At 73.1% G+C, this 22,550-nt stretch carries 23 protein-coding genes; 8 read left to right on the top strand and 15 right to left on the bottom strand.

Annotated features, from left to right (window positions below):
* Window positions 1–17 precede the first annotated feature (17 nt).
* The 4 genes from LRS07_RS21075 to dusB all read right to left on the bottom strand — a co-directional run bounded on the left by LRS07_RS21075 (window position 18) and on the right by dusB (window position 5,687).
* Entirely contained in the window at window positions 18–2,666 is a 2,649-nt protein-coding gene (locus tag LRS07_RS21075; protein ID WP_260499869.1) for an ATP-binding protein, read from the bottom strand.
* Between the two features lie 142 nt (window positions 2,667–2,808).
* Window positions 2,809–4,380 (bottom strand): bifunctional phosphoribosylaminoimidazolecarboxamide formyltransferase/IMP cyclohydrolase, encoded by a 1,572-nt coding sequence (gene purH, locus LRS07_RS21070; protein ID WP_260499868.1) that lies wholly within the window; start codon window positions 4,378–4,380, stop codon window positions 2,809–2,811.
* 18 nt (window positions 4,381–4,398) lie between these two features.
* A complete protein-coding gene (locus LRS07_RS21065) occupies window positions 4,399–4,635 on the bottom strand; it encodes a Fis family transcriptional regulator (protein WP_260499867.1) in 237 nt (78 codons plus the stop codon).
* Between the two features lie 8 nt (window positions 4,636–4,643).
* The gene (dusB, locus tag LRS07_RS21060; protein ID WP_260499866.1) at window positions 4,644–5,687 is read right to left on the bottom strand and encodes a tRNA dihydrouridine synthase DusB; all 1,044 of its coding nucleotides are present in this window, start codon (window positions 5,685–5,687) and stop codon (window positions 4,644–4,646) included.
* A gap of 164 nt (window positions 5,688–5,851) precedes the next feature.
* On the opposite strand from dusB, the gene LRS07_RS21055 reads away from it, so the two are divergent.
* From LRS07_RS21055 to LRS07_RS21045, 3 genes are all read left to right on the top strand, one after another.
* Window positions 5,852–6,349 carry a YqaA family protein gene (locus tag LRS07_RS21055; protein ID WP_260499865.1) on the top strand — a complete coding sequence of 166 codons (498 nt, stop codon included), beginning with the start codon at window positions 5,852–5,854 and terminating at the stop codon, window positions 6,347–6,349.
* Window positions 6,350–6,475: 126 nt separating this feature from the next.
* Window positions 6,476–6,961: a bacterioferritin gene (gene bfr / locus LRS07_RS21050; RefSeq protein WP_260499864.1), complete on the top strand. Its 486-nt coding sequence runs from the start codon at window positions 6,476–6,478 to the stop codon at window positions 6,959–6,961.
* Window positions 6,962–7,105: 144 nt separating this feature from the next.
* Window positions 7,106–7,375, top strand: a complete 270-nt coding sequence (locus tag LRS07_RS21045) for a (2Fe-2S)-binding protein (protein WP_260499863.1) — start codon at window positions 7,106–7,108, stop codon at window positions 7,373–7,375.
* On the opposite strand, the gene ureG is transcribed toward LRS07_RS21045, so the two are convergent.
* Window positions 7,376–8,032 carry an urease accessory protein UreG gene (gene ureG / locus LRS07_RS21040; protein ID WP_260499862.1) on the bottom strand — a complete coding sequence of 219 codons (657 nt, stop codon included), beginning with the start codon at window positions 8,030–8,032 and terminating at the stop codon, window positions 7,376–7,378. It lies immediately after the preceding gene.
* 83 nt (window positions 8,033–8,115) lie between these two features.
* A complete protein-coding gene (locus LRS07_RS21035; RefSeq protein WP_260499861.1) occupies window positions 8,116–8,535 on the bottom strand; it encodes a MarR family winged helix-turn-helix transcriptional regulator in 420 nt (139 codons plus the stop codon).
* Between the two features lie 171 nt (window positions 8,536–8,706).
* Between LRS07_RS21035 and LRS07_RS21030 the strand changes: the two genes are divergently transcribed.
* Complete coding sequence (locus tag LRS07_RS21030) at window positions 8,707–9,714, top strand: Bug family tripartite tricarboxylate transporter substrate binding protein (RefSeq protein ID WP_260499860.1); 1,008 nt, start codon at window positions 8,707–8,709, stop codon at window positions 9,712–9,714.
* Window positions 9,715–9,730: 16 nt separating this feature from the next.
* Window positions 9,731–10,924 carry an aromatic ring-hydroxylating dioxygenase subunit alpha gene (locus LRS07_RS21025; RefSeq protein ID WP_260499859.1) on the top strand — a complete coding sequence of 398 codons (1,194 nt, stop codon included), beginning with the start codon at window positions 9,731–9,733 and terminating at the stop codon, window positions 10,922–10,924.
* A 64-nt stretch (window positions 10,925–10,988) separates the two neighbouring features.
* Here LRS07_RS21025 and LRS07_RS21020 read toward each other — a convergent pair whose 3' ends face one another.
* The 7 genes from LRS07_RS21020 to LRS07_RS20990 form a co-directional block, all read right to left on the bottom strand.
* Window positions 10,989–11,726, bottom strand: a complete 738-nt coding sequence (locus tag LRS07_RS21020) for an urease accessory protein UreF (protein ID WP_409450575.1) — start codon at window positions 11,724–11,726, stop codon at window positions 10,989–10,991.
* Window positions 11,723–12,364 carry an urease accessory protein UreE gene (ureE, locus tag LRS07_RS21015; RefSeq protein WP_260499858.1) on the bottom strand — a complete coding sequence of 214 codons (642 nt, stop codon included), beginning with the start codon at window positions 12,362–12,364 and terminating at the stop codon, window positions 11,723–11,725. Before ureE ends, LRS07_RS21020 begins: the two co-directional genes overlap by 4 nt.
* A 23-nt stretch (window positions 12,365–12,387) precedes the next feature.
* On the bottom strand, window positions 12,388–12,939 hold the full coding sequence (locus LRS07_RS21010) for a GAF domain-containing protein (protein ID WP_260499857.1): 552 nt from the start codon (window positions 12,937–12,939) through the stop codon (window positions 12,388–12,390).
* A gap of 72 nt (window positions 12,940–13,011) precedes the next feature.
* A complete protein-coding gene (gene ureC / locus LRS07_RS21005; protein ID WP_260499856.1) occupies window positions 13,012–14,739 on the bottom strand; it encodes an urease subunit alpha in 1,728 nt (575 codons plus the stop codon).
* 1 nt (window position 14,740) lies between these two features.
* A complete protein-coding gene (locus LRS07_RS21000; RefSeq protein WP_260499855.1) occupies window positions 14,741–15,046 on the bottom strand; it encodes an urease subunit beta in 306 nt (101 codons plus the stop codon).
* Complete coding sequence (locus LRS07_RS20995; RefSeq protein ID WP_260499854.1) at window positions 15,046–15,213, bottom strand: hypothetical protein; 168 nt, start codon at window positions 15,211–15,213, stop codon at window positions 15,046–15,048. The genes LRS07_RS21000 and LRS07_RS20995 overlap by 1 nt, the downstream gene beginning before the upstream one ends.
* 17 nt (window positions 15,214–15,230) lie before the next feature.
* Complete coding sequence (locus tag LRS07_RS20990) at window positions 15,231–15,533, bottom strand: urease subunit gamma (RefSeq protein WP_260499853.1); 303 nt, start codon at window positions 15,531–15,533, stop codon at window positions 15,231–15,233.
* A 126-nt stretch (window positions 15,534–15,659) separates the two neighbouring features.
* On the opposite strand from LRS07_RS20990, the gene LRS07_RS20985 reads away from it, so the two are divergent.
* Window positions 15,660–16,622, top strand: a complete 963-nt coding sequence (locus LRS07_RS20985; protein WP_260499852.1) for an MBL fold metallo-hydrolase — start codon at window positions 15,660–15,662, stop codon at window positions 16,620–16,622.
* 24 nt (window positions 16,623–16,646) lie between these two features.
* Here LRS07_RS20985 and LRS07_RS20980 read toward each other — a convergent pair whose 3' ends face one another.
* Window positions 16,647–17,672: a glucokinase gene (locus LRS07_RS20980; RefSeq protein ID WP_260499851.1), complete on the bottom strand. Its 1,026-nt coding sequence runs from the start codon at window positions 17,670–17,672 to the stop codon at window positions 16,647–16,649.
* A 66-nt stretch (window positions 17,673–17,738) separates the two neighbouring features.
* Between LRS07_RS20980 and LRS07_RS20975 the strand changes: the two genes are divergently transcribed.
* Both LRS07_RS20975 and LRS07_RS20970 read left to right on the top strand, forming a co-directional pair.
* Window positions 17,739–21,254 (top strand): hybrid sensor histidine kinase/response regulator, encoded by a 3,516-nt coding sequence (locus LRS07_RS20975; protein ID WP_409450574.1) that lies wholly within the window; start codon window positions 17,739–17,741, stop codon window positions 21,252–21,254.
* Window positions 21,251–22,303, top strand: a complete 1,053-nt coding sequence (locus LRS07_RS20970; protein ID WP_409450573.1) for a response regulator — start codon at window positions 21,251–21,253, stop codon at window positions 22,301–22,303. Before LRS07_RS20975 ends, LRS07_RS20970 begins: the two co-directional genes overlap by 4 nt.
* Before the next feature lie 12 nt (window positions 22,304–22,315).
* Here the strand turns inward: LRS07_RS20970 and LRS07_RS20965 are convergent, their stop codons facing one another.
* Window positions 22,316–22,549, bottom strand: a complete 234-nt coding sequence (locus LRS07_RS20965) for a hypothetical protein (RefSeq protein WP_260499849.1) — start codon at window positions 22,547–22,549, stop codon at window positions 22,316–22,318.
* Window position 22,550 lies beyond the last annotated feature (1 nt).

Raw genomic sequence — 22,550 nt, 5'->3', positions numbered from 1 at the left:
CGTCGCCGGCCGGGTGCTCAGGTCCGCCGGGCGTGCTTCAGGATGGCCGCGATCAGCGGCTCCACCTCGATCGGCTTGGCCAGGTGGTCGACCATGCCGGCGCGCAGGCAGCGCTCGCGCTCCTCGGCCATGGCGTGGGCGGTGAGGCCGACGATGGGCAGCGCCGGGTCCAGCGCCAGCATCTCGCGGGCGGCGGTGTAGCCGTCCATCTCGGGCATCTGGATGTCGGTGAGCACCAGCTGGAAGTGGCCCGGTGCATGGTCCTGGAGCGCCTGCACGGCCAGCCGGCCGTTCTCGACCAGGTGCAGGCTGGCGCCTTCCATGCGCATGATGGCCTCGAGCACCAGCGCGTTGACCTCGTTGTCCTCGGCCGCCAGCAACTGCAGCCCGGCGAGCCGGCCCACCGGCTCCACCGGCGCGGCGGCCGGCGGCTGCGTGGGCGGCACACGGGCGGCGACGAGGTGGCGCGCGCGCACCGGCTGCTCGATCAGCGCCACGCGGCCGCGCAGTGCCGGCGGCAGTTCGGCCACCACCGGGTGGGTGAGCACCGCGATGCGCTGGCCGCGCTCCAGCGCGGCGGCGGCCGCATCGCGCAACGGCTCGTCGCGCAGGGCGTCGGTGTGCACCACCGCCAGCGCGCTGGGCAGGGCGAAGGCGCCTGCTTCGGCCGGCACCTCGCGCACCTCGAAGCCCAGGTCGCGCAGCGTGGGCGCCAGGTGGTCGAGCGACGGCTGGTCGCGCAGCCCGGCCAGCACCAGCATTTCACCCGGCACCGGCCGCGGCGGCAGTTCGGCGTCCACCAGCGGCAGGCGTGCGGCGAAGGTGCTGCCCTGGCCGGCCCGGCTGTGCACGCCGATGGAGCCGCCCATCAACGCCATCAGGTGCCGGCTGATGACCAGTCCCAGGCCGGTGCCGCCGTGACGGCGTGTGGTGGAGGAGTCGACCTGCTCGAAGGGCTTGAACAGCCGGGACAGCCGGTCGGGCGGAATGCCGATGCCGGTGTCGCTGACGCTGAACCACAGGTCGCGCTCGTCGCGGCGCACCACCAGCTGGATGGCGCCGGTGTCGGTGAACTTCAGCGCGTTGGCGAGCAGGTTGCCGAGCACCTGCGTCAGCCGCAGCGGATCGCCGCGCAGCCGCAGCGGCAACCCGGGCCGCTCGTCGACGCGGAAGGCCAGCCCCTTGGCGAACACCCGCGGCGCCACCAGCGCCACGGCACGGTCGACCACCTGGCCCAGCTCGAACAGCTGCGACTCCACCCGCAGCTTGCCGGCCTCCATCTTCGAGAAGTCGAGGATGTCGTTGACGACGTGCAGCAGCACCTGGCCCGAGTCCAGGATCATGCGGAAGGTCTCCTCCGCCGGCCGGTCGCGGTCGCCCCGGGCCGCGACCTCGGCCAGGCCCAGCACGGCGTTCAGCGGGGTGCGGATCTCGTGGCTCATGTTGGCCAGGAACTCGGTGCGCGCGCGGGCCAGGCGTTCGGCCTCGGCCAGCGCCGCCTCGCGGGCACGCTCGACGGCCAGGCGCTCGCTGACGTCGCGGAAGCTCACGACGGCACCGACGATGCGCTCGTCGCGCCACATGGCGCGCGCCGCGTAGACCACCGGCACCCGGTGGCCGTCGCGGTGGCGGAACATGGCCTGGTCCTCGCGGGCGGGCACGCCGTCGCGCAGCACCTCGGCCAGGGCGCGGCCATCGTCGGCCGACCGCATCAGCACCGAGTACGACTGCCCCATCAGGTCGTCCGGGGACCAGCCGAGCTGGCTGCACGCCGCCGGGTTGGCGAAGCGCACGCAGCCGGACTCGTCGACGCCGAAGAGGCCGTCGGCCGCGGATTCGAGGATCAGCCGGAGTTGCGCCTCCGCATCCTCGGCCCGCAGGCGGCCGCCGCCGGCGGGCGTCGGCGACGCGGCCGCGTCGCCCTGCACCAGCCAGCCGCGCGGGGTGCCGTCGGCGCCCAGATCGGGCACCAGCCGCAGCCCGGCATGCGCTTCGTCGAGCGACACGGCGGCCGGCTGACCGGACAGCGCCGGCCGCAGGCGGTCGGCCTGCACCGGGTCGACCAGGTCCAGCAGGCGGCGGCCGATCACCTGCGCGGCGTCGAGCCCCAGGTCCCGTGCATGGGCCGCGCCGGCCCACAGGTAGCGGCCGTCGCGGTCGAGGTAGGCCAGCACGCCGGACGCCGCCTGCAGCAGCCGCTGCTGCCAGCGCAGCCGCTCCAGCAGGGCACCACCGGCGGGCACCGGCCGGCGACCGGCGGTGGCCAGCCGCCCCGCGGGCTCGAAGGACAGCAGCAGCAGGCCGTCCAGCCGGCGCAGCACCGGGCGCACCAGGCGGCCGTCCGCGGCCACGGGCTGCGCCTCGCCGCGCAGGGCGCCATCGCCGTCCGCATCGTCCTGCAGGCTGGGGTCGTGCCCGGTCTGCGGGACGCGGGCCAGCAGCGCCGACACCACCGTGCGCCAGCCGGGCTGAAGGGCGTCGGTCAGCGGCCGGCCGGCCGCCGGCCGTGCGAAGGGCTCGACGTCGCCATGCCAGGCGACGACCTGCCGGCCGTCATCGCTCAGCTGAAGCGTCGGTGGCGCATGGACCGCCAGCAGCGCGGCTTCCAGCGTCCCCGCGGCCGGGCTCAAGGGCCGGCGCGCGGCACGCGGCCTGTTCTTTTGCATCACGGCTCCCTGCGAGGGGCCGTGACGCCCGGCCCCCCTTGCAAGCCAGTATAGGAAAGGCTCCCGCCATGCACCTCATCCGAAAGGTGAGGAATACCGCAAGTGGTCGCCTTGCGGTGTCGGCCCCGGGTGCCCGAGGGCGTCAGTGGCGGAAGTGCCGGGTGCCGGTGAACAGCATCACCAGCCCGCGCTCGTCGGCGGCGGCGATCACCTCGCCATCGCGCATGGAGCCGCCCGGCTGGATGACGGCGGTGGCGCCCTCGTCGGCGACCACGTCGAGGCCGTCGCGGAAGGGGAAGAAGGCGTCGCTGGCCACCGCCGAACCCGCCAGCGACAGGCCGGCGTGGCGCGCCTTGATGCCGGCGATGCGGGCCGAGTCGATGCGGCTCATCTGGCCCGCGCCGACGCCCAGCGTCATGCCGCCGCCGCAGAAGACGATGGCGTTGCTCTTGACGAACTTGGCCACCTTCCAGGCGAAGAGCAGGTCGTCCAGCTGCTGCGGCGACGGCTGCGCCTTGCTGACGACCCGCAGCTCGGCGCTGCCCACGTTCTTCGCGTCGGCCGACTGCACGAGCAGGCCGCCGCCGACGCGCTTGAAGTCCAGCGCGTTGCCGACGCCGGACAGCGGCAGCTCGAGCAGCCGCACGTTCTGCTTGCCGGCGAAGGCCGCCCTCGCCTCGTCGGTGAAGGACGGCGCCAGCAGCACCTCGACGAACTGCCGGGCCACCGCCTGCGCGGCGGCCCCGTCGAGCGGCCGGTTGAAGGCGATGATGCCGCCGAAGGCGGAGGTGGGGTCCGTCTTCAGGGCCTTGTCGTAGGCCTCGGCCGGGTTCGCGCCCAGCGCCACGCCGCAGGGGTTGGCGTGCTTGACGATGACGCAGGCGGGCGCCTCGAAGCTCTTCACGCACTCCCACGCCGCGTCGGCGTCGGCGATGTTGTTGTAGCTCAGCTCCTTGCCCTGCAGCTGCCTGGCCAGCGCCAGCGTGCCGGCGGCGGGCTGGCGCTCGCGGTAGAAGGCGGCGCTCTGGTGCGGGTTCTCGCCATAGCGCAAGCCCTGCACCCGCTCGAACTGCAGGCTCAGCACCGACGGGTACTCGGCGCGTGCCGGCACCGCGGCGCCCTGCGCCTCGGCGCCTTCATCGAGCGAGCCGAGGTAGTTGGTGATCATCCCGTCGTAGGCGGCGGTGTGGGCGTAGACCTTGCGCGCCAGGCGGAAGCGGGTGCTGCGCTGGACCGCGCCGGCGTCCAGTTCGGCCAGCACGCCGTCGTAGTCGGCCGGGTCGATGAGCACCGTCACGTCCTGCCAGTTCTTGGCCGCCGCCCGCAGCATGGCGGGACCGCCGATGTCGATGTTCTCGATGGCGTCGTCCAGCGTGCAGCCCGGGCGGGCGGTGGCCTGCGCGAAGGGGTAGAGGTTGACCACCAGCAGGTCGATGGTGCCGATGCCCTGCTCGGCCAGCGCGGCCATGTGCTCGGGCAGGTCGCGGCGGGCCAGCAGGCCGCCGTGGATGCGCGGGTGCAGCGTCTTGACCCGGCCGTCGAGCATCTCCGGGAAGCCGGTGACCTCCGCCACCTCGGTCACCGGCAGGCCGGCGTCGGCGAGCAGCCGGGCGGTGCCGCCGGTGGACAGCAGCCGGAAGCCGCGCTGGTGCAGCGCGCGGGCGAAGTCGAGGACGCCGGTCTTGTCGGAAACGGAAAGCAGGGCGGTGGCCATCGGTGCAGGCGTCTTCTCTTACTTGATGAGCTTGTGCTCCTGCAGCTTGCGCCGCAGGGTGTTGCGGTTGATGCCGAGCCAGTCGGCGGCGCGCGACTGGTTGCCCTCGGCGCGCTTCATCACCACCTCGAGCATCGGCTTCTCGACGGCGGTGAGGATCATGTCGTGGATGCCGTGCGGCTCGGCGTCGCCCAGGTCCTTGAAGTAGGTCTCCAGGCTGGTGCGGATGCACTCCTCGATCTTCTTCTGACTCATGTGCGATCTCAGGCGCGCCGCCGGTCCTGTGCGTCGTCGTTGGCCGCGGCCGCGGTCAGCGGCAGCCGGTGGTGGTGCTCGCCCAGGGCCTCGAACCAATCGGCCACCGCCTGCCACTGCGTGTGCGCGTCGTCGATGGCGTTCATCGCCTGGCGGAAGGCGTCGCCGCCGGGCAGGCCCTTGAGGGCCCAGCCGATGTGCTTGCGCGCGCTGCGCACGCCGCTCGCCTCGCCGTGCAGCGCGTAATGGTCGGTCAGGTGCTCGAGGAACCAGCCGCGGGCCTCGGCCACGGTGGGCGCGGGCCGCAGTTCGCCGGTGGCCAGGAAGTGCGCGATGTCGCCGAAGATCCAGGGTCGCCCCTGCGCGGCGCGGCCGACCATCAGCGCGTCGGCGCCGGTCAGTCGCAGCACCTCGGCGGCCTTGCGCGGTGAATCGATGTCGCCGTTGGCCACCACCGGAACGGCCGCCGCCGCCTTCACCGCGGCGATGGTGTCGTACTCGGCCTGGCCCTGGTAGCCCTGCTCGCGGGTGCGGCCGTGGACGGTGAGCATCGCCACGCCGGCCGCTTCGGCTGCACGGGCGATGGCCAGCGCGTTGCGCTCGGTCGCGCACCAGCCGGTGCGCATCTTCAGCGTCACCGGCACGCCGTGCGGCGTGCAGGCGGCCACCACCGCCTCGACGATGGCCAGCGCCAGCGCCTCGTCGCGCATCAGCGCCGAGCCCGCCCAGCGGTTGCACACCTTCTTCGCCGGGCAGCCCATGTTGATGTCGATGATCTGGGCGCCGCGATCGATGTTGTGGCGGGCGGCGTCGGCCATCATGGCCGCGTCGGTGCCGGCGATCTGCACCGCGATCGGCCCCGGCTCGCCACTGTGGTCGGCACGGCGGCAGGTCTTCAGCGTGTGCCACAGCTCGGGCCGCGAGGTGATCATCTCGCTGACCGCGTGGCCGGCGCCCAGCCGCCGGCACAGCTGCCGGAAGGGCCGGTCCGTCACCCCCGCCATGGGCGCGACGAACAGCCGGTTGGGCAGGACATGGTGGCCGATGCGCATGTCGTGAAGAGGGCGAGGGCCTGTGCATGGCGCGTCGGGGTCGCGTCATGCACAGGCCCTGGTTGCGCTGTGCGGGGTGCTGAAAAAGGAGGCAGGAGTATAGCCACGGGGCGCGCCGCCGCCGCGGCCCGCCCGGCGGTGTCGCCTGCCGATAATGCGCCGCGATGGACGCCTGGATGCACGACGCGATGCGCTGGCTGTTGCAGGCCATGGCCCTGCCCGAGGTCGGCCTGTCGACGCTGTTCCTGGTCGCGCTGGTGTCGGCCACGCTGCTGCCGCTGGGGTCGGAGCCCGCGCTCTTCGGCCTCGTCAAGCTGGACCCCGCCATGTTCTGGCCGGGGGTGCTGGTGGCCACCGCGGGCAACACGCTGGGCGGCGCCATCAGCTGGTGGATGGGCTATGGCGCGGAGCGCGCCTACGAGCAGGTGACCCACCACCCGCCACGCCAGCGCCGGCTGCTCACGCTGCTGCAGCGCTTCGGCCCGGTGACCTGCCTGCTGTCCTGGCTGCCCTTGGTGGGCGACCCGCTGTGCGCGCTGGCGGGCTGGCTGCGCATGCCGTTCTGGCCGTGCGTGGCCTGGATGGCGGTGGGCAAGTTCGGCCGCTACGTGGTGATGACCGCGGCGCTGCTGTGGCTCTTCCCGGGCCGCTACGGCGGCTGAGGTGCGGCAGCGGGTAAGGCGAAGCGTTCCCGTTCAGGCCGGCCGGCCGTGGCCTTGCCGCCGACGACATGACCTCGGCCCTGGCAGGCGCCAGAATGGACCGGTCCATCCGAACAGGAGCACGCCATGAAGGGCGACCCGCAAGTGCTGCAGTACCTCAACGCGCAGCTGAAGAACGAACTCACCGCGATCAACCAGTACTTCCTGCACTACCGGATGCTCAAGCACTGGGGGCTGGACCGCATGGCCCAGCACGAGTACGACGAGTCGATCGGCGAGATGAAGCACGCCGACCGGCTGATGTCGCGCATCCTCATGCTCGACGGCCTGCCCAACCTGCAGGACCTGGGCAAGCTGCTGATCGGGGAGAACGCGGTCGAGGTGCTGCGCTGCGACCTGCAGCTGGAGACCGCCTCCGCGGTGACCGTGCGCGAGGGCATCGCCCACTGCGAATCGGTGCGCGACTACGTCAGCCGCGAGCTGCTGGAGGACATCCTGAGCGACACCGAGGAGCACATCGACCACCTGGAGACCCAACTCGGCCTGGTCGACCAGGTGGGGGTGCAGAACTACCTGCAGAGTCAGATGGGCGAGGGCGAAGGCGACGACTGAGCCGGCGCCGGCGGGCCCGCCGCGCCCCCGCAGGCGATGTCCGGGGGTTGTTCCCAAGCCCCGGATCGGGGGACGGGCATCAATTGAGAAGCGTTCTCACTTCGTATAGCATGCGCGGCATCCGACCCCAGGGCCCACCGCGCCATGATCGTCTGCCTGTGCCACCGCATCTCCGACCGCGAGATCGTGCAAGCCGCCCGTGACGGCGTGACCGAGTTCGAGGCCCTGCAGGACGAAACCTGCCTGTCGCGCAACTGCGGCTGCTGCGAGGCGGTGGCCCGGGAGATCTTCGAGGCGGCCTGCGCCGACGCCGGAGCGTGCGCGGGCAGCTGTGCGGCCCGCCGCCCGGTCGCCACGCCGACGGTGGTCACCGTTCGCCGGGCCGAGCCGGCACCGCTGCAGGCGGCCGCCTGATCAGGCGGCGAGCAGCCCCTTGCGCTCGATGAAGCGCACCACGGCGTCCAGCCCGGCCTTCGTCTTCAGGTTGGTCATCACGTAGGGCCGGTTGCCCGCGAAGTCCGGCCGCATGCGCCGGGTGTCGGCCTCCATCACGCCCAGGTCGGCGCCGACGTGCGGCGCCAGGTCGGTCTTGTTGATGACGAAGAGGTCGCTCTTGGTGATGCCGGGGCCACCCTTGCGCGGGATCTTCTCGCCGGCGGCGACGTCGATGACGTAGATCGTCAGGTCGCTGAGCTCCGGGCTGAAGGTGGCCGCCAGGTTGTCGCCGCCCGATTCGATGAAGACGATGTCGGCGTCGGGGTACTTCGCCAGCATGCGGTCCACCGCCTCCAGGTTGATCGACGCGTCCTCGCGGATGGCGGTGTGCGGGCAGCCGCCCGTCTCCACGCCCATGATGCGGTCCGGCTCCAGCGCACCGGCCACCGTCAGCAGGCGCTGGTCTTCCTTGGTGTAGATGTCGTTGGTGACCACCACCAGGTCCCAGCGTTCGCGCATCGACTTGCACAGCATCTCCACCAGGGTGGTCTTGCCCGAGCCCACCGGGCCGCCGACCCCCACGCGCAGCGGCGGCAGCTTCTTGGTGCGGCGGGGGATGTGGTGCAAGGGGCTCATGGGCTGGTGGGGCAGGGTGGGGACGAAGGGGGATGCACGGTGCGTGCCGGTGCGGTCATGGCGGGTCGCGGGCTGGCCGGGCCTCAGTCCACCGCGCCGCTGGCGTCGGCGAGCAGCCGGCGCGAATGGTCGGTGAGCCGGTCCAGCGCCTGCACGAACGCCGCACGCTGCGGGCCGTCCAGCGCGGTCAGCCATTCCTGGTTGCGGCGGTGCGCTTCGGCGTGGGCCTCGCGGTGCAGCCGGCGGCCCTTCGGCGTGGCCACCAGGTAGAAGGAGCGCTGGTCGGCCGGGTCCTCGCGCCGCTCCAGGTAACCCTGCTCGACCAGCCGCGACACCAGTCGGCTGGCGTGGCTCTTCTGCAGGTGGGTCTCCTCGCACAGCGCGCGCAGGGTCAGCGGCCCCAGGGCTGCCGTCACCACGATCACCCGGCATTCGACCGCGCGCAGGCCGAAGAGGCGGCTGTAGCGCAGCTCGGCATGGCGGCCGGACAGGTCGGCCAGCACCTCCAGCTTGAAGCTGGGCAGCTCGCGCAGCGACGGCAGCGGGGCCTCGTCTTCGGCGGCGGCAAGGGGGGCGGCGGGCCATCCCGGGATGATAGGGCGGGCTTCGTTGACGCGGGAACGACCGCGGGGTAGATTGCCGTTCGTTGCCGCGGAAACGATAACGGAGACAACATGACCGCATCCCGCCTGCGCGCCGCGACCGGCGCCTGCCGCGCCACGCTGTCGCGCCGCCACTGCCTGGCGCTGGCCGTCGGGCTGGCCGCCGTACCCTCGCTGCGCGCGCAGCCCGCCTTCCCGTCGCGCCCGCTGCGCATCGTGCCCTTCGGCACGCCGGGCGGCCCGGTCGACATCCTGGCCCGCGCCTATGCCGAGAAGCTGCAGCAGCGCTTCGGCCAGCCGGTCATCGTCGAGGCCAAGCCCGGTGCCAGCGGGATCCTCGCCGCCGACGCGGTGGCCAAGGCGCCGGCCGACGGCCACACGGTGTTCGTCACCCTGCCGCTCACGCACATCCACAACGCCATCCTGCAGCCGAAGCTGCCCTACGACCCGGTGAAGGACTTCGAGCCGCTGTCCGAGCTGGCCACCGGCGGGCCGGTGATGCTGGTGCCGGCGTCGATGCCGGTGTCGAACCTGAAGGAGTTCGTCGCCTACGCCAAGACGCGCGGCCGCATGACCTACGGCACCTGGGGCACCGGCTCCAGCGCCCACCTCTTCGGCGAGGCGTTCAAGCGCCAGGCCGGGCTGCAGCTGGACCACGTGCCCTACAAGGGCGAGAGCGCGGCCCACCTCGACATGTTCGGCGGCCAGCTCGACTTCGCCTGGGCCAACCCCGGCACCGCCAAGTCGCACGGCGCCAAGGTGAAGGTGCTCGGCATCACCGGCACCAAGCGCATCGGCCTGATGCCCGACGTCGCCACCTTCACCGAGCAGGGCTTCTCCGGCTTCGACCTCGACAGCTGGCTCGGCGTCTACACCACCGGCCGCACGCCCAAGCCGGTGGTCGACCAGCTGGCCCGGGCCTGGGCCGAGATCACCCGCATGCCCGACATCCGCCAGCGCCTGCTCGACGCCGGCATGGAGCCCTGGGGCAGCACGGCCGAGGAATTCGCGCGCACCCAGCGCAACGACTACCCGCGCTGGGAGGCCCTGATCAAGGGCGCCGGCGTGACCACCGAATGAGCGCCCCGTCCCCACCATGAGCAGCACCCCCCTGGCGACCCTCCTCGACGTCGGCACCGGCTACGGCCGTCCGGCGCCCACCTCGATCGAGCGGCTGGCCCGCGTCGGCCCGCGCACGCCGATGGGCGAGCTGATGCGCCGCTTCTGGCACCCGGTCGGCCTGTCGTCGGACGCCGGCGACGTGCCGCGCCAGGTGCGCGTGCTCGGCGAGGACCTCATCCTCTTCCGCGACGGCCAGGGCCGGCCCGGCCTGGTGGCCGAACACTGCGCGCACCGCGGCAGTTCGCTCTACTACGGCAAGGTCGAAGCCGAGGGCATCCGCTGCTGCTACCACGGCTGGCTGTTCGCCGCCGACGGTCGCTGCCTGGAGCAGCCCTGCGAGCCCGAGGCCGGTGCCGCGGCGCGGCACAAGGTGCGCCAGCCCTGGTACCCCGTGCAGGAACGCTACGGCCTGGTCTGGGCCTACATGGGCCCGCCCGAGAAAAAGCCGGTGCTGCCGCGCTACGAGGCGCTGGAGGTGCTGGGCGAAGGCGAGTTCGTCGAGGCCGACGGCAACAGCATCGGCGGCGGCGGTCCGGTGATCATTCCCTGCAACTGGCTGCAGCACTACGAGAACCTGGCCGATCCCTTCCACGTCGTCATCCTGCACTCCACCTTCAGCGGCACGCAGTTCGTCGAGCAGATGGCCCGCATGCCGCAGGTGCGCTTCGAGCCGACGCAGCTGGGCGTGAAGATCACCTCGCTGCGCACGCTGGACGACGGCCGGCCCTTCCGCCGCGTCACCGAGGCGGTGCTGCCCACGCTGCGCGTGGTGCCCAACCCGCGGGTGGCGGCCTACGGGCGGGTCGAGTCCATCGGCTGGGTGCTGCCGATCGACGACACCTCGTTCCGCATCTACACCGCCGGCCGCGTGCGCGAGCCCGGCGAGCTGTTCCGCCAGCGCTCGCGCCTGAACGGCAAGCTGTGGGAGGAGCTGACGCCCGAGGAGCACCAGCGCTGGCCGGGCGACTACGAGGCCCAGGTCAGCCAGGGCCCGATCGCCCACCACAGCGAAGAGCACCTGGCCCGCACCGACGTGGGCATCGTCATGCTGCGCCGCTACCTGCAGCAGCAGGTCGACCGCGTGGCGGCAGGGGGCGACCCCGCCGGCGTCAGCTTCGATCCCGAGGCGCCGCCGCTCACCTTCGAGGCCGGCAACTACCTCGGCTGAGCTGGCCTGCCGGCGCCGGCCGGCGCCGGGCCGCCCCAAGCCGGGCCCGGGGGCTGTCATTCCTTCAGGAGCGGAAGAGCCGCGAGTACTGCGTCTCGTGCCGCGAGGACAGGATCGCCAGCCGCGGGGTGAAGGCCATGGCGCCGGCCTCGCCGCGGGCGAGCGCCTCGTCCACCGCCGCCGGCAGCGCGGCGGCCAGGCGCTGCAGGATGCGCTGGCCGGCGCTCTGGCCCAGCGGCACCGCCTTGATGGCGGCCTGCACCTGGTTCTCGGCCCAGGCGAAGCCCATGGCGAGCAGCGCGTCGCGCGGCGCCGCGCCGCTGTGGGCGGCGGCCAGCGCGAAGGCGATCGGCCAGGTCGGCGCCGGGGCCAACGCGGCCAGCCGCGCGCAGCGGGCGAGTGCCGGCGGGTCGCCCTCGGCGCGCTGGCGCAGCCAGTCGGCCAGCGAGCGGCCCATCTGTTCGGCCTGCAGCCGGCCCTCGGCCGTCTCGCGGCTGTGCAGCACCCAGTCGTTGAGGCGCTGGATGGTGTCGTCGTCGTCCCCTCCCCAGGCGGCGATGGCGGCCCCGGCGATCGCCAGGTCACCGCGCGCCAGGCCGAGCGCCAGCTGGTCGTCGAGCCAGGCGGCGACGCGGGGTTCGTCGGCCGCCACGCCGGCGTCCACCGCCGACTCCAGCCCTTCCGAGTAGCTGAAGCCGCCCACCGGCAGCGCCGGCGACGCCAGCCACAGCAGCCGCAGCAGGGCCGGGGCGGTGTCGGCGACGGTCTGGGTCGGCGGCGCCGGCCGTGGCAGGGCGTTCAATGGTCGTGGCCGCAGCCCGGGCCGTGGACGTGGCCCGGCGCGCCGTGGCCGTGGCTCTCGTCATGCGGATGGGCAGGCCCGGCGGCATGGCCGTGACCATGGTCGTGGTCGTGGTCGTGGTCGTGGGCCGCGTGCCCATGACCGTGTGCATGGTCGTGCCCGTGGCCGTGCGCGCTCGTCGCCGCCTCGCCGTAGGCACCGCCTTCGGGCTCGAAGGGCGCGTGGGTCTGGGTGACGATGAGGTGCATGGCGCGCAGCAGGTCCGCCAGCACGTGGTCGGGCTCCAGCTTCAGGTGGTCGGGCTTCAGCTCCAGCGCGACGTGGCGGTTGCCCAGGTGGTAGGCCGCCCGCACCAGGTCGAAGGGGCTGCCGTGCTCGGCGCAGGGCTTGACCACCAGCACCGGTTGCGGCGCGGCGTCGACCCGCACCAGCGAGCCGTCCTCGCCCACCAGCACGTCGCCGCCGCGCACCACCTGGCCGCGCGGCAGGATCACGGCCAGGTGGCGGCCCAGCGAATCGGTGGCGTCGAAGCGGCTCTTCTGCCGCACGTCCCAGTCGAGTTGCACGGTGGCCGCGCGCTTGAGCAGCACCGGCGCCAGGCCCTGCCCCTGCGGCAGGCGTTTGTGGAAGGTCAGCATGCCGCCGATTGTCTCGCGCCCGGTCACGGCCGTTCCGACGGCAGGCGCGGCATGGCCTCCATGCGGGCGATCGCCAGACTGGCCTCGGCCGACACCCGGCGCAGCAGCGACTTTTCGGCGGGGGTCCAGGTGCGCGGGCCGCCGGTGTGCTCCAGGCACACGACGCCGCGCGGCCGCCCGTTGACCTGGAAGGCGGCGTCCAGCAGCGCCTGCACCCCATGGCGGCGGAAGTAGGGCTGCAGGCCTTGCAGGTTGGGGTCCTCGTCGACGTTGGAGCAGGCGTAGACCCCCTCGCGCATGACCCAGCGCAGGTACTCGCCGTACTCCTCCTCGGCCAGCGGACCGTAGGGCGGCCGCTGGCCCTGCGCGGTGTGCAGCGACACGCAGTGCAGCACCATGGGCGACGCCATCAGGTCCAGGCACCACAGGCTGACCGTCGACACCTGGAAGTGCTGCTGCAGCGCTTCGCTGAGGTCGTCGCGCACCCGCTGCAGCTGCGTGTCGTTGGGACCCAGCCCGGCGACGATGTGCCGCACGGTGTCGATCAGCCGACCGCCATCGGTGGTGGAGCGCACGGGTCCCTCCCTTCCTTCTGGATCGACTGCGGCGCGGTTCGCCGGCCGGAAAAGGGTACCCGGTTTGGCGGCCTAGAAGAGGAAATAGCGCTGCGCCAGCGGCAGCACCTTCGCCGGCTCGCAGGTCAGCAGCTGCCCGTCGGCGCGCACCTCGTAGGTCTGGGCGTCGACTTCCATCACCGGCAGCAGCGCGTTGTGCACCATGCCGGACTTGGTCACGCCGCGGCAGCCCTTGGCCGCCGACAGGTGCTTGCGCAGCGACAGCGACTCGGCGAACCCGTTGCCCAGCGCCGCCTGCGAGACGAAGGTGATGGAGCCCCGGCCCAGCGCACCGCCGAAGCTGCCGAACATCGGCCGGTAGTGCACCGGCTGCGGCGTCGGGATGCTGGCGTTGGGATCGCCCATGGCGGCGTGGGCGATGAAGCCGCCCTTGATCACCAGCGACGGCTTGACGCCGAAGAAGGCCGGCCGCCACAGCACCAGGTCGGCCCACTTGCCGGCCTCCACGCTGCCGATGTCGTGCGACAGACCGTGGGCGATGGCGGGGTTGATGGTGTACTTCGCGACATAGCGCTTGACCCGGGTGTTGTCGGCGCGTTCGCTGTCGCCCGGCAGCGGACCGCGCTGGGCCTTCATCTTGTGCGCCGTCTGCCAGGTGCGGATGATGACCTCGCCCACCCGGCCCATGGCCTGGCTGTCGCTGGACATCATGCTGATGGCGCCCAGGTCGTGCAGGATGTCCTCGGCGGCGATGGTCTCGCGGCGGATGCGGCTCTCGGCGAACGCCAGGTCCTCGGCGATGGCCGCGTCGAGGTGGTGGCAGACCATCAGCATGTCGAGGTGCTCGTCCACGGTGTTCACCGTGTAGGGCATCGTCGGGTTGGTGGAGCTGGGCAGGAAGTTGGCCTCGCCCACCACCTTCAGGATGTCCGGCGCATGGCCGCCGCCGGCGCCTTCGGTGTGGAAGGCGCACAGCGTGCGGCCCTTCGTCGCCGCGATGGTGTTCTCGACGAAGCCGGACTCGTTCAGCGTGTCGCTGTGGATGGCGACCTGGATGTCGTGCTGTTCCGCCACGGCGAGGCACTGGTCGATGGCCGACGGCGTGGTGCCCCAGTCCTCGTGCAGCTTCATGCCGATGGCGCCGGCCTCGGCCTGCTGCACCAGGGCCTCGGGCCGGCTGGCGTTGCCCTTGCCGAAGAAGCCCAGGTTCATCGGGAAGGCGTCGGCGGCCAGCAGCATGCGCGCCAGGTTCTCCGGCCCCGGCGTGCAGGTGGTGGCGAAGGTGCCGGTGGCCGGCCCGGTGCCGCCGCCCAGCATGGTGGTCACGCCGCTGGTCAGCGCCTCCTCGATCTGCTGCGGGCAGATGAAGTGGATGTGGCAGTCGATGCCGCCGGCGGTGACGATCATGCCCTCGCCGGCGATGACCTCGGTGCCCGGGCCGATGACGATGTCCACGCCCGGCTGCACGTCCGGGTTGCCGGCCTTGCCGATCTTCGCGATGCGCTGGCCGCGCAGGCCGATGTCCGCCTTGACGATGCCCCAGTGGTCGACGATGACGGCGTTGGTGATCACGCAGTCCACCGCCTCGTGGTCGCCCGGGCCGTTGGGCACCTGGCCCTGGCCCATGCCGTCGCGGATGGTCTTGCCGCCGCCGAACTTGACCTCCTCGCCGTAGCCGCCGGCGGCCAGCGTGAAGTCGCGCTCGATCTCGATCACCAGCCCAGTGTCGGCCAGCCGCAGCCGGTCGCCGGTGGTGGGGCCGTACATCTCGGCATAGGCCCGCCGTCCGATGGTGGCCATCTCAGAGGTCTCCCTGCACGAGGCCGCGGAAGCCGAAGACGCGGCGGGCGCCGGCGTAGTCGACCAGCTCCACCGTGCGCTGCTGGCCGGGCTCGAAGCGCACCGCGGTGCCGCTGGGGATGTTCAGCCGCATGCCATGCGCCGCCCCCCGGTCGAAGTGCAGGGCGCCGTTGGTTTCGGCGAAGTGGTAGTGCGAGCCGACCTGGATCGGCCGGTCGGCGGTGTTCTCCACCACCAGCGTCAGCGTGCGGCGGCCGGGGTTGAGGTCGAGGTCGCCGGGCTCGGCCAGCAGTTCGCCGGGCACCATCACTGGCGACCCCGCCACACGGCCCAGGCCAGCGCACCGCCGACGAGCACGAAGCCGAGCACGTCGGTGGCATGCCAGTGGGCGGCGTCGGCCAGACCATGCCCGTCGTGGGCGGTGGCGACGAGAGGGGTGGCCGCGCCGGCCAGCAGGGACAGGAGGCGCTTCATGGCGGTCATGCTGGTGTTCATGCAATAGGTTGGTGCACCGTCACCAGCTTGGTGCCGTCGGGAAAGGTGGCCTCGACCTGGATCTCGGGGATGAGCTCGGCCACGCCCTCCATCACGTCGTCGCGGGTCAGCACGGTCTTGCCGTCGCTCATCAGCTGCGCCACCGGCGTGCCGTCGCGCGCGCCTTCCATGATGGCGGCGGTGATCAGCGCCACCGCTTCGGGATGGTTGAGCTTCAGGCCGCGGGCCCGGCGGCGTTCGGCCAGCAGGGCGGCGGTGAAGATCAGCAGCTTGTCTTTCTCGCGCGGGGTGAGGTCCATTGGGATGGGGGGGCGATGCGGCCGGCGCGCAGTGTCGCGGGCGGCGCGCCGGGGCGCAAGAGACATGCCACGGCCGCTCCCGGGAGGAACGGGCCTTGCCGCGGCGGACGACCCGAGCGTGTCGCCATGCCCCTGCCCACCCCACCCGCGTCGTGCCGGCGCCTGCTCCTCGTCCTGATGCTGGGCTGCACCGTGCCGGCGCTGGCCCAGGCGCCCGCCGCCGACGCCCCGCCGTCCAAGGTGCTGAGCCTCGTCCCGCGCGACGGCGCCAGCGCCGACGACGGCCACGCCAGCCTGCAGTTCATCGGCACCGCCACCGTCCTCCTGCGCCATGCCGGCCTGACCCTGCTCACCGACCCGAACTTCCTGCACAAGGGCGAGCACGTGCACCTGGGCTACGGGCTGAAGTCCAGGCGGCTGACCGACCCCGCCGTCCCCTTCGAGAAGCTGCCGCCGCTGGACGTGGTGCTGCTGTCGCACTTCCACGGCGACCACTTCGACCAGCGGGTGCAGCGCCGGCTGGACAAGGACCTGCCCATCGTCACCACGCAGGGCGCGGTCAAGCACCTGGACAAGCTCGGCTTCCGCCACGTCGTCGGCCTGGCCACCTGGCAGTCGGTGGAGTTGCGCCGCGGCGACCAGCGCTGGCGCATCACCGCGCTGCCCGGCCGCCACGGCCCGCCGGTGATGAACCGGGCGCTGCCCGAGGTGATGGGCAGCCTGATCGAGCCGCTGGACGCGCAGGGCCGGCCGCGACTGCGGCTCTACGTCAGCGGCGACACGCTGGTGCACGACGACCTGCGCGAGATCCCGCGCCGCTTCCCCGGCCTCGACGTCGCGCTGCTGCACTTGGGCGGCACCCGCGTGCTCGGCGTGCTGGTGACGATGGACGCCGAACAGGGCGTGCGAGCCATGCAGCTGCTCGACCCGCGCGAGGTGCTGCCCATCCACTACGACGACTACGAGGTCTTCAAGTCGCCGCTGTCGGACTTCGTGGCCGCCGCGTCGAAGGCCGGCCTGCGCGACAAGGTGCGGGTGCTGCCGCGCGGCCAGACCTGGCGCTTTCCGGTGCCGGCCGAGGGCCGCTAGCCAACACCGCCGGCCGGTCCTGGGTCACGCCGGGTCGTCGGCGGCCGCCTGCTGCGCCAGCGCCGCGGCGCCCAGCAGCCCCGGCAGCGGGTGCAGGATCTGCCGCAGCGGCACCCGGCGCATCACCTCGGCGAAGCGGCCCTTGGCCTCGAAGCGCTGGCGGAAGGCCGGCGCGTCCAGCCGCGACCGCAGCGACAGCGGCAGGCTGCCCGCCAGCCACACGCCGTCCCAGGCGCCGAGGGCCAGCACCATGTCGCCGCAGGCGTCGGCGAGCAGGCCGCAGAAGCGGTCCAGCGTCCGTCCGGCCGCGGCGTCGCCCGCGTCGGCGGCCTGCACGATGGCTTCGGGGGCGGGCGCCGAGGCGGCCTCGATCTCGTCGTGTTTCATGCCGTGCAGCACCGCATGCAGCAGTTGCAGCCCCGGCCCGCTGATCAGCCGCTCGCGTGAGACGCGGCCACCGAAGCGGGCTCGCAGCCGCTGCAGCAGGTCGTCCTCCACCGCGTCGGCCGGCGCGATGCCGGCGTGGCCCGCCTCGGTGGGCAGCACGGTGGTGCGGCCGTGGCCGTCGATGACCAACCCGGCCATGCCCAGGCCGGTGCCGGGGCCGATGACCACCGCCACCCGCGGCATGCCGGGCACCGGCGGCGACGGCTGGGCCGGGCCGGGCAGGAGGTCGACCTCGTCGTCCGCCAGCAGCGGCACGCAGGCGGCCAGCGCCACGAAGTCGTTGACCAGCCGCAGCCGGCGCAGGCCGAGCGCGGCGGCCAGGCCCGCCCGGTCGAGCTGCCACGGGTGGTTGGTCATGCGCACGCCGTCCGCATCCACCGGGCCGGCGGCGGCGACCACCGCCTGCGCCGGCAGCGGCCGGCCGACGTCCTCGGCGTAGCGGCGCGCCGCGTCCGAGAAGCGGGCGAAGTCGCGCACCTTGTAGCGGTGCACACTGTGGTCGTGCAGCGGCCGGGCCGCGCGCGGGTCGGCCAGGGCGAAGCGCACGTTGGTGCCGCCCAGGTCGGCCAGCAGCCAGCGTGCGTCGGGGTCGTTGGCGGTCATGCTGGGATTGTCCCGGGCAGCGGCCGTGCCCGCGGCGCCGCGCCGTTTCTTGCCTTCGTCGTTGCCATGTGCCCTGAGGACTGTTCCCGTCGCGCCGCCGTGGCGCCGGTCGCCGAACCCGGCGGCGCGCCGCGCACCGCGCCCACCGCCCCGGCCGGCGAGGCGGTGCAGCGGGTGATGAAGGTGCGCCGCGACTACAACGGCTGGGTGGCCAGCGAGACGCTGGAGGACTACGCGCTGCGCTTCACCCCGCGGTCGTTCCGCAAGTGGTCGGCGCTGCGGGTGGCCAACACCGCGTTTGGCGCCTCGTCCTTCCTGGTGCTGGAGGCGGTGGGCGCGGCCCTGCTGCTGGACCACGGGGCGGTCAACGCCTTCTGGGCCATCCTGGCCACCGGCCTGCTGATCTTCGCCATCGGCCTGCCGATCAGCTACTACGCCGCCACCTACGGCGTGGACATGGACCTGCTCACCCGCGGCGCCGGCTTCGGCTACCTCGGCTCGACCATCACCTCGCTGATCTACGCCAGCTTCACCTTCATCTTCTTCGCGCTCGAGGCGGCCATCATGGCCTACGCCCTCGACCTGGCCTTCGACATCCCGCCGGCCTGGGGCTACCTCATCTGCGCCGTGGTCGTCATCCCGCTGGTCACCCACGGCGTGACGGCCATCAGCCGGCTGCAGGTGTGGACGCAGCCGCTGTGGCTGCTGCTGCTGGTGGTGCCCTACGCTTGGGTCTTCTGGCACGACCCGCAGCTGCTGAGCCGGGTCGCCGGCTACGCCGGCGAGCACGCGCCGCCGGGCGCGGCACCCGCCTTCACCCTGCTCGGCTTCGGCACCGCGGTCACGGTGGGCATCGCGCTGGTGACGCAGATGGGCGAGCAGGCCGACTACCTGCGCTTCATGCCGGAGAAGACGCCCGCCAACCGCAAGCGCTGGTGGGCCGCGCTGCTGATCGGGGGGCCGGGCTGGGTCATCCCCGGCGTGCTCAAGATGCTCGGCGGCGCGGTGCTCGCGTGGCTGGCGCTCAGCCTGTCGGTGACGCCCGAGCGGGCGGTCGACCCCAACCAGATGTACCTCGCCGCCTGGGGCGTCGTCTTCCCCGAGCGGCTGGGCTGGGCCATCGCCATCACCGCGCTGTTCGTCGTCGTCTCGCAGCTGAAGATCAACGTCACCAACGCCTACGCCGGCTCGCTGGCCTGGAGCAACTTCTTCGCGCGGCTGACGCACAGCCACCCCGGCCGCGTCGTCTGGGTGGTGTTCAACACCGCCATCGCCCTGATGCTGATGGAGCTGGACCTGTTCCAGGGCATGAGCCGGGTGCTGGGCCTGTACGGCAACATCGCCATCGCCTGGATCGGCGCGGTGGTGGCCGACCTGGTGGTCAACAAGCCGCTCGGCCTGTCGCCGCCGGGCATCGAGTTCAAGCGTGCGCACCTGCACGACATCAACCCGGTGGGCGTGGGCGCCATGGGCATCGCCTCGGCGCTGTCGATCGCGGCCCACCTCGGGGCGTTCGGCCCGCTGGCGCAGGCGTACTCCGCGGTCATCGCCATGGTCACCGCGTTCGCCAGCGCACCGCTGATCGCCTGGGCCACCGGCGGGCGCTACTACCTGGCGCGCAAGCCGAGGGTGGCCGGCGACGGCGCCACCTGCGTCATCTGCGAGCGGCCCTACGAGGGCGAGGACATGGCCCGCTGCCCGGCCTACCAGGGGCCGATCTGCTCGCTGTGCTGCTCGCTCGACGCCCGCTGCGGCGACCTGTGCAAGCCGCACGGCCGGCTGGCCACGCAGTGGCAGGGCCTGCTCACGCGGCTGCTGCCGCGTTCGGTGCAGCCCTACCTGGCCTCCGGCCTGTCGCATTACCTGCTGGTGATGGGCGTGGTGGTGCCGCTGCTGGCGCTGGCCTTCTGGGCCGTCTACCAGCACGAGCTGGGGCTGCTGGCCGCGTCGTCGGCCGACCGTGCGCGCGAGCTGTGGCTGGGCCACCTCAAGGTCTTCGCCGCCGTGCTGCTGCTGGCGGGCGTGGTGGTGTGGTGGCTGGTGCTGACGCAGAAGACCCGCGCCGTCGCCCAGGAGGAATCGAACCGCCAGACGCAGGCGCTGATGCGCGAGATCGAATCGCACCGCCGCACCGACCTGCAGCTGCAGCACGCGCGGCAGGCCGCCGAGGCCGCGCGCGAGCAGGCCGACCACGCCAACCAGGCGAAGACCCGCTACATCACCACCATCAGCCACGAGCTGCGCACGCCGCTGAACAGCATCCTCGGTTATGCGCAATTGCTCGCCGAGGACGAGGACGTGCCCGAGCACCGGCGCCAGGCGGTGCACGTCATCCGCCGCGGCGGCGACCACCTGCTGTCGCTGATCGAGGGCACGCTGGACATCGCCCGCATCGAAGGCGGCAAGCTGACGCTGGACCCGCGGCCGATGCGCTTCGCCGACGCGGTGCAGCAGATCGCCCGGCTGTTCGAGCTGCAGGCCGCCGAGAAGGGCATCGCCTTCGTGCACGAGACCGAGGGCGAGCTGCCGGCCGCCGTGCGCGCCGACGAGCGCCGCTGGCGGCAGATCCTCATCAACGTGCTGGGCAACGCGGTGAAGTTCACCCGCGAGGGGCGGGTGGTGTTCCGTGTCTCGCACGCCCGCGAGATGGCCCGCTTCGACATCGAGGACACCGGCCCCGGCATCGCGCCCGACGAGCTGGACCGCATCTTCGAGCCCTTCGCCCGCGGCAGCGGCAGCTCGGGCGCGGCCAGCGCCGGCGGCACCGGCCTGGGCCTGACCATCGCCAAGATGCTGACCGACCTGATGGGCGGCGAGATGAGCGTGCGCTCCGAGCCCGGCCGTGGCACCTGCTTCTCCATCCGCCTGTTCCTGCCGGCGCTGCACGGGCCGCTGCCGCCGGCGCTGAGCGCCCGGCCGCCGCGCGTCGGCTACACCGGTCCGCGCCGGCGGGTGCTGGTGGTCGACAACGAGGAGGTCGACCGCGACCTGGCCCGCCGCTGGCTCGAGCCGCTGGGCTTCGAGGTGGCGCAGGCGGCCTCCGGGGACGCCGCGCTGGCGCTGCTGGCCGACGGGCCCCGGCCCGACGCGGTGCTGATGGACCTGGCCATGCCCGGCCTCGACGGCTGGGCCACCCTGCGCGCCATGCACGAGCGCGGGCTGGACGGCCTGCCGCTGGCCATCGTCAGCGCCAACGCCTTCGACAAGGGCCTGGACCACGAGGTGGGGCTGAAGCCGGCGGTCCGGCCGGAGGACTTCCTGGTCAAGCCGGTGCGCCGCGACGAGCTGCTCGACTGGCTGGCAAGGCGCCTCGGCCTGACGTGGGTCGAGGCGTCGACGACCGCGCCGGCCGCGCCGCCCGCCGCCGCGCTGGTGCTGCCGCCCGCCGCCGAACTGCGCGCGCTGCAGGCCTTCGTCGACCTGGGTTACCTGCGCGGCGTGCTGGCCAAGCTGGACGAGATCGAAGCCGCCCACACCGCCAGCGCCGCCTTCGTCGCCCGGCTGCGGCCGCTGGCCCGCGGCTTCAAGCTCGACGCGCTGGGCCGCGAGCTGCGCGACGCGCTGGCGAGGGCACCGGCATGAGCGCGCCGGGCCGCCCCCCAACCGCGAATCCCGCAGTGCCCGGCACGGCGGGTCGTCCGACGACACGCGTGGAGCTGAGCGGCGGCGACGTGGTGCTCATCGTCGACGACGTGCCCGACAACCTGTCGGTGCTGCACGACGCGCTGGACGAGTCGGGCTACACCGTGCTGGTGGCTACCGACGGCGAACAGGCGCTGCAGCGGGCGGCGCAGGCGCGGCCGGACCTGATCCTGCTCGACGCCGTCATGCCCGGGCTGGACGGCTTCGAGGTGGCGCGCCGGCTCAAGGCCGAGCCGGCCACCGCCACCATCCCCATCGTCTTCATGACCGGCCTCACCGAGACCGACCATGTGGTGGCGGCCTTCGACGCCGGCGGCATCGACTACGTGACCAAGCCGATCCGCGCCCGCGAGGTCATCGCCCGCATCGCCGCCCACCTGCAGGCGGCGCGCGAGCGACGGCAGGCCCGGCAGGCGCTCGACGCCTTCGGCCATGCGACGCTGGCGGTGCGCTCGGCCGACGGCCGCATCGTCTGGCAGACGCCGCTGGCGCGCGACCTGCTGCGCGGCTGGGCGCTGGCCACGCCCCAGCCGCTGCAGGCCGACGGCGCGCGCAGCATGCAGCCGGTGCTGGGCGAGGACCTGCGCGACTGGCTGCAGGCGCAGACGGTGCGCGTGGCCACCGGCCAGGAGTCGCAGCCGCTGACGCTGGCGCGCCAGGGCCAGCGCCTCGCCTGCATCCTGCAGGCCGCCACCGGCGAGGACGAGTGGCTGCTGGTGCTGCAGGAACAGTCGGACCAGGCCACGCTGGAACTGCTGGCGCAGGGCTTCGGGCTGACGGCGCGCGAGGCCGAGGTGCTGCACTGGGTGGTGCAGGGCAAGACCAACCGCGACATCGGGGACATCCTGTCGCTGTCGCCGCGCACGGTGCACAAGCACCTGGAGCACGTCTTCGCGAAGCTGGGCGTGGAGACGCGCACCGCCGCCGCCGGCCGGGCGTTGAAGCTCATCGCCGCCGGCCGGCCGCGGGGGGCCGAACCGCCGGCCTGAACCGGGGCGGCCTCAGCCCTTGCCGCCGGTCAGCCGGTCGCGCTCCGCCTCGCGGTCGGCGCCGCCGGCGGTGCGGCCGTCGCCCAGGCTGTTGCCGCTGCCGGCGTGGTCGGCTTGGCCCTGGCCGGCCTTGCCGCTGGCCGGGCCCTTGGCACCGCCGCCGACCGGCGCGTCGTCCTTCGGGCCCTTGGCGGTGGCACGATCGTCGTCGCGGACGCCGCCGCCCTGGGGGTTCTGCTGTTGCATG

The sequence above is a fragment of the Aquabacterium sp. J223 genome, assembly GCF_024666615.1.
Lineage (GTDB): Bacteria > Pseudomonadota > Gammaproteobacteria > Burkholderiales > Burkholderiaceae_C > J223.
Note: the sequence above shows the minus strand (reverse complement) of the source record. Positions and strands in the feature narration are given on the sequence as shown.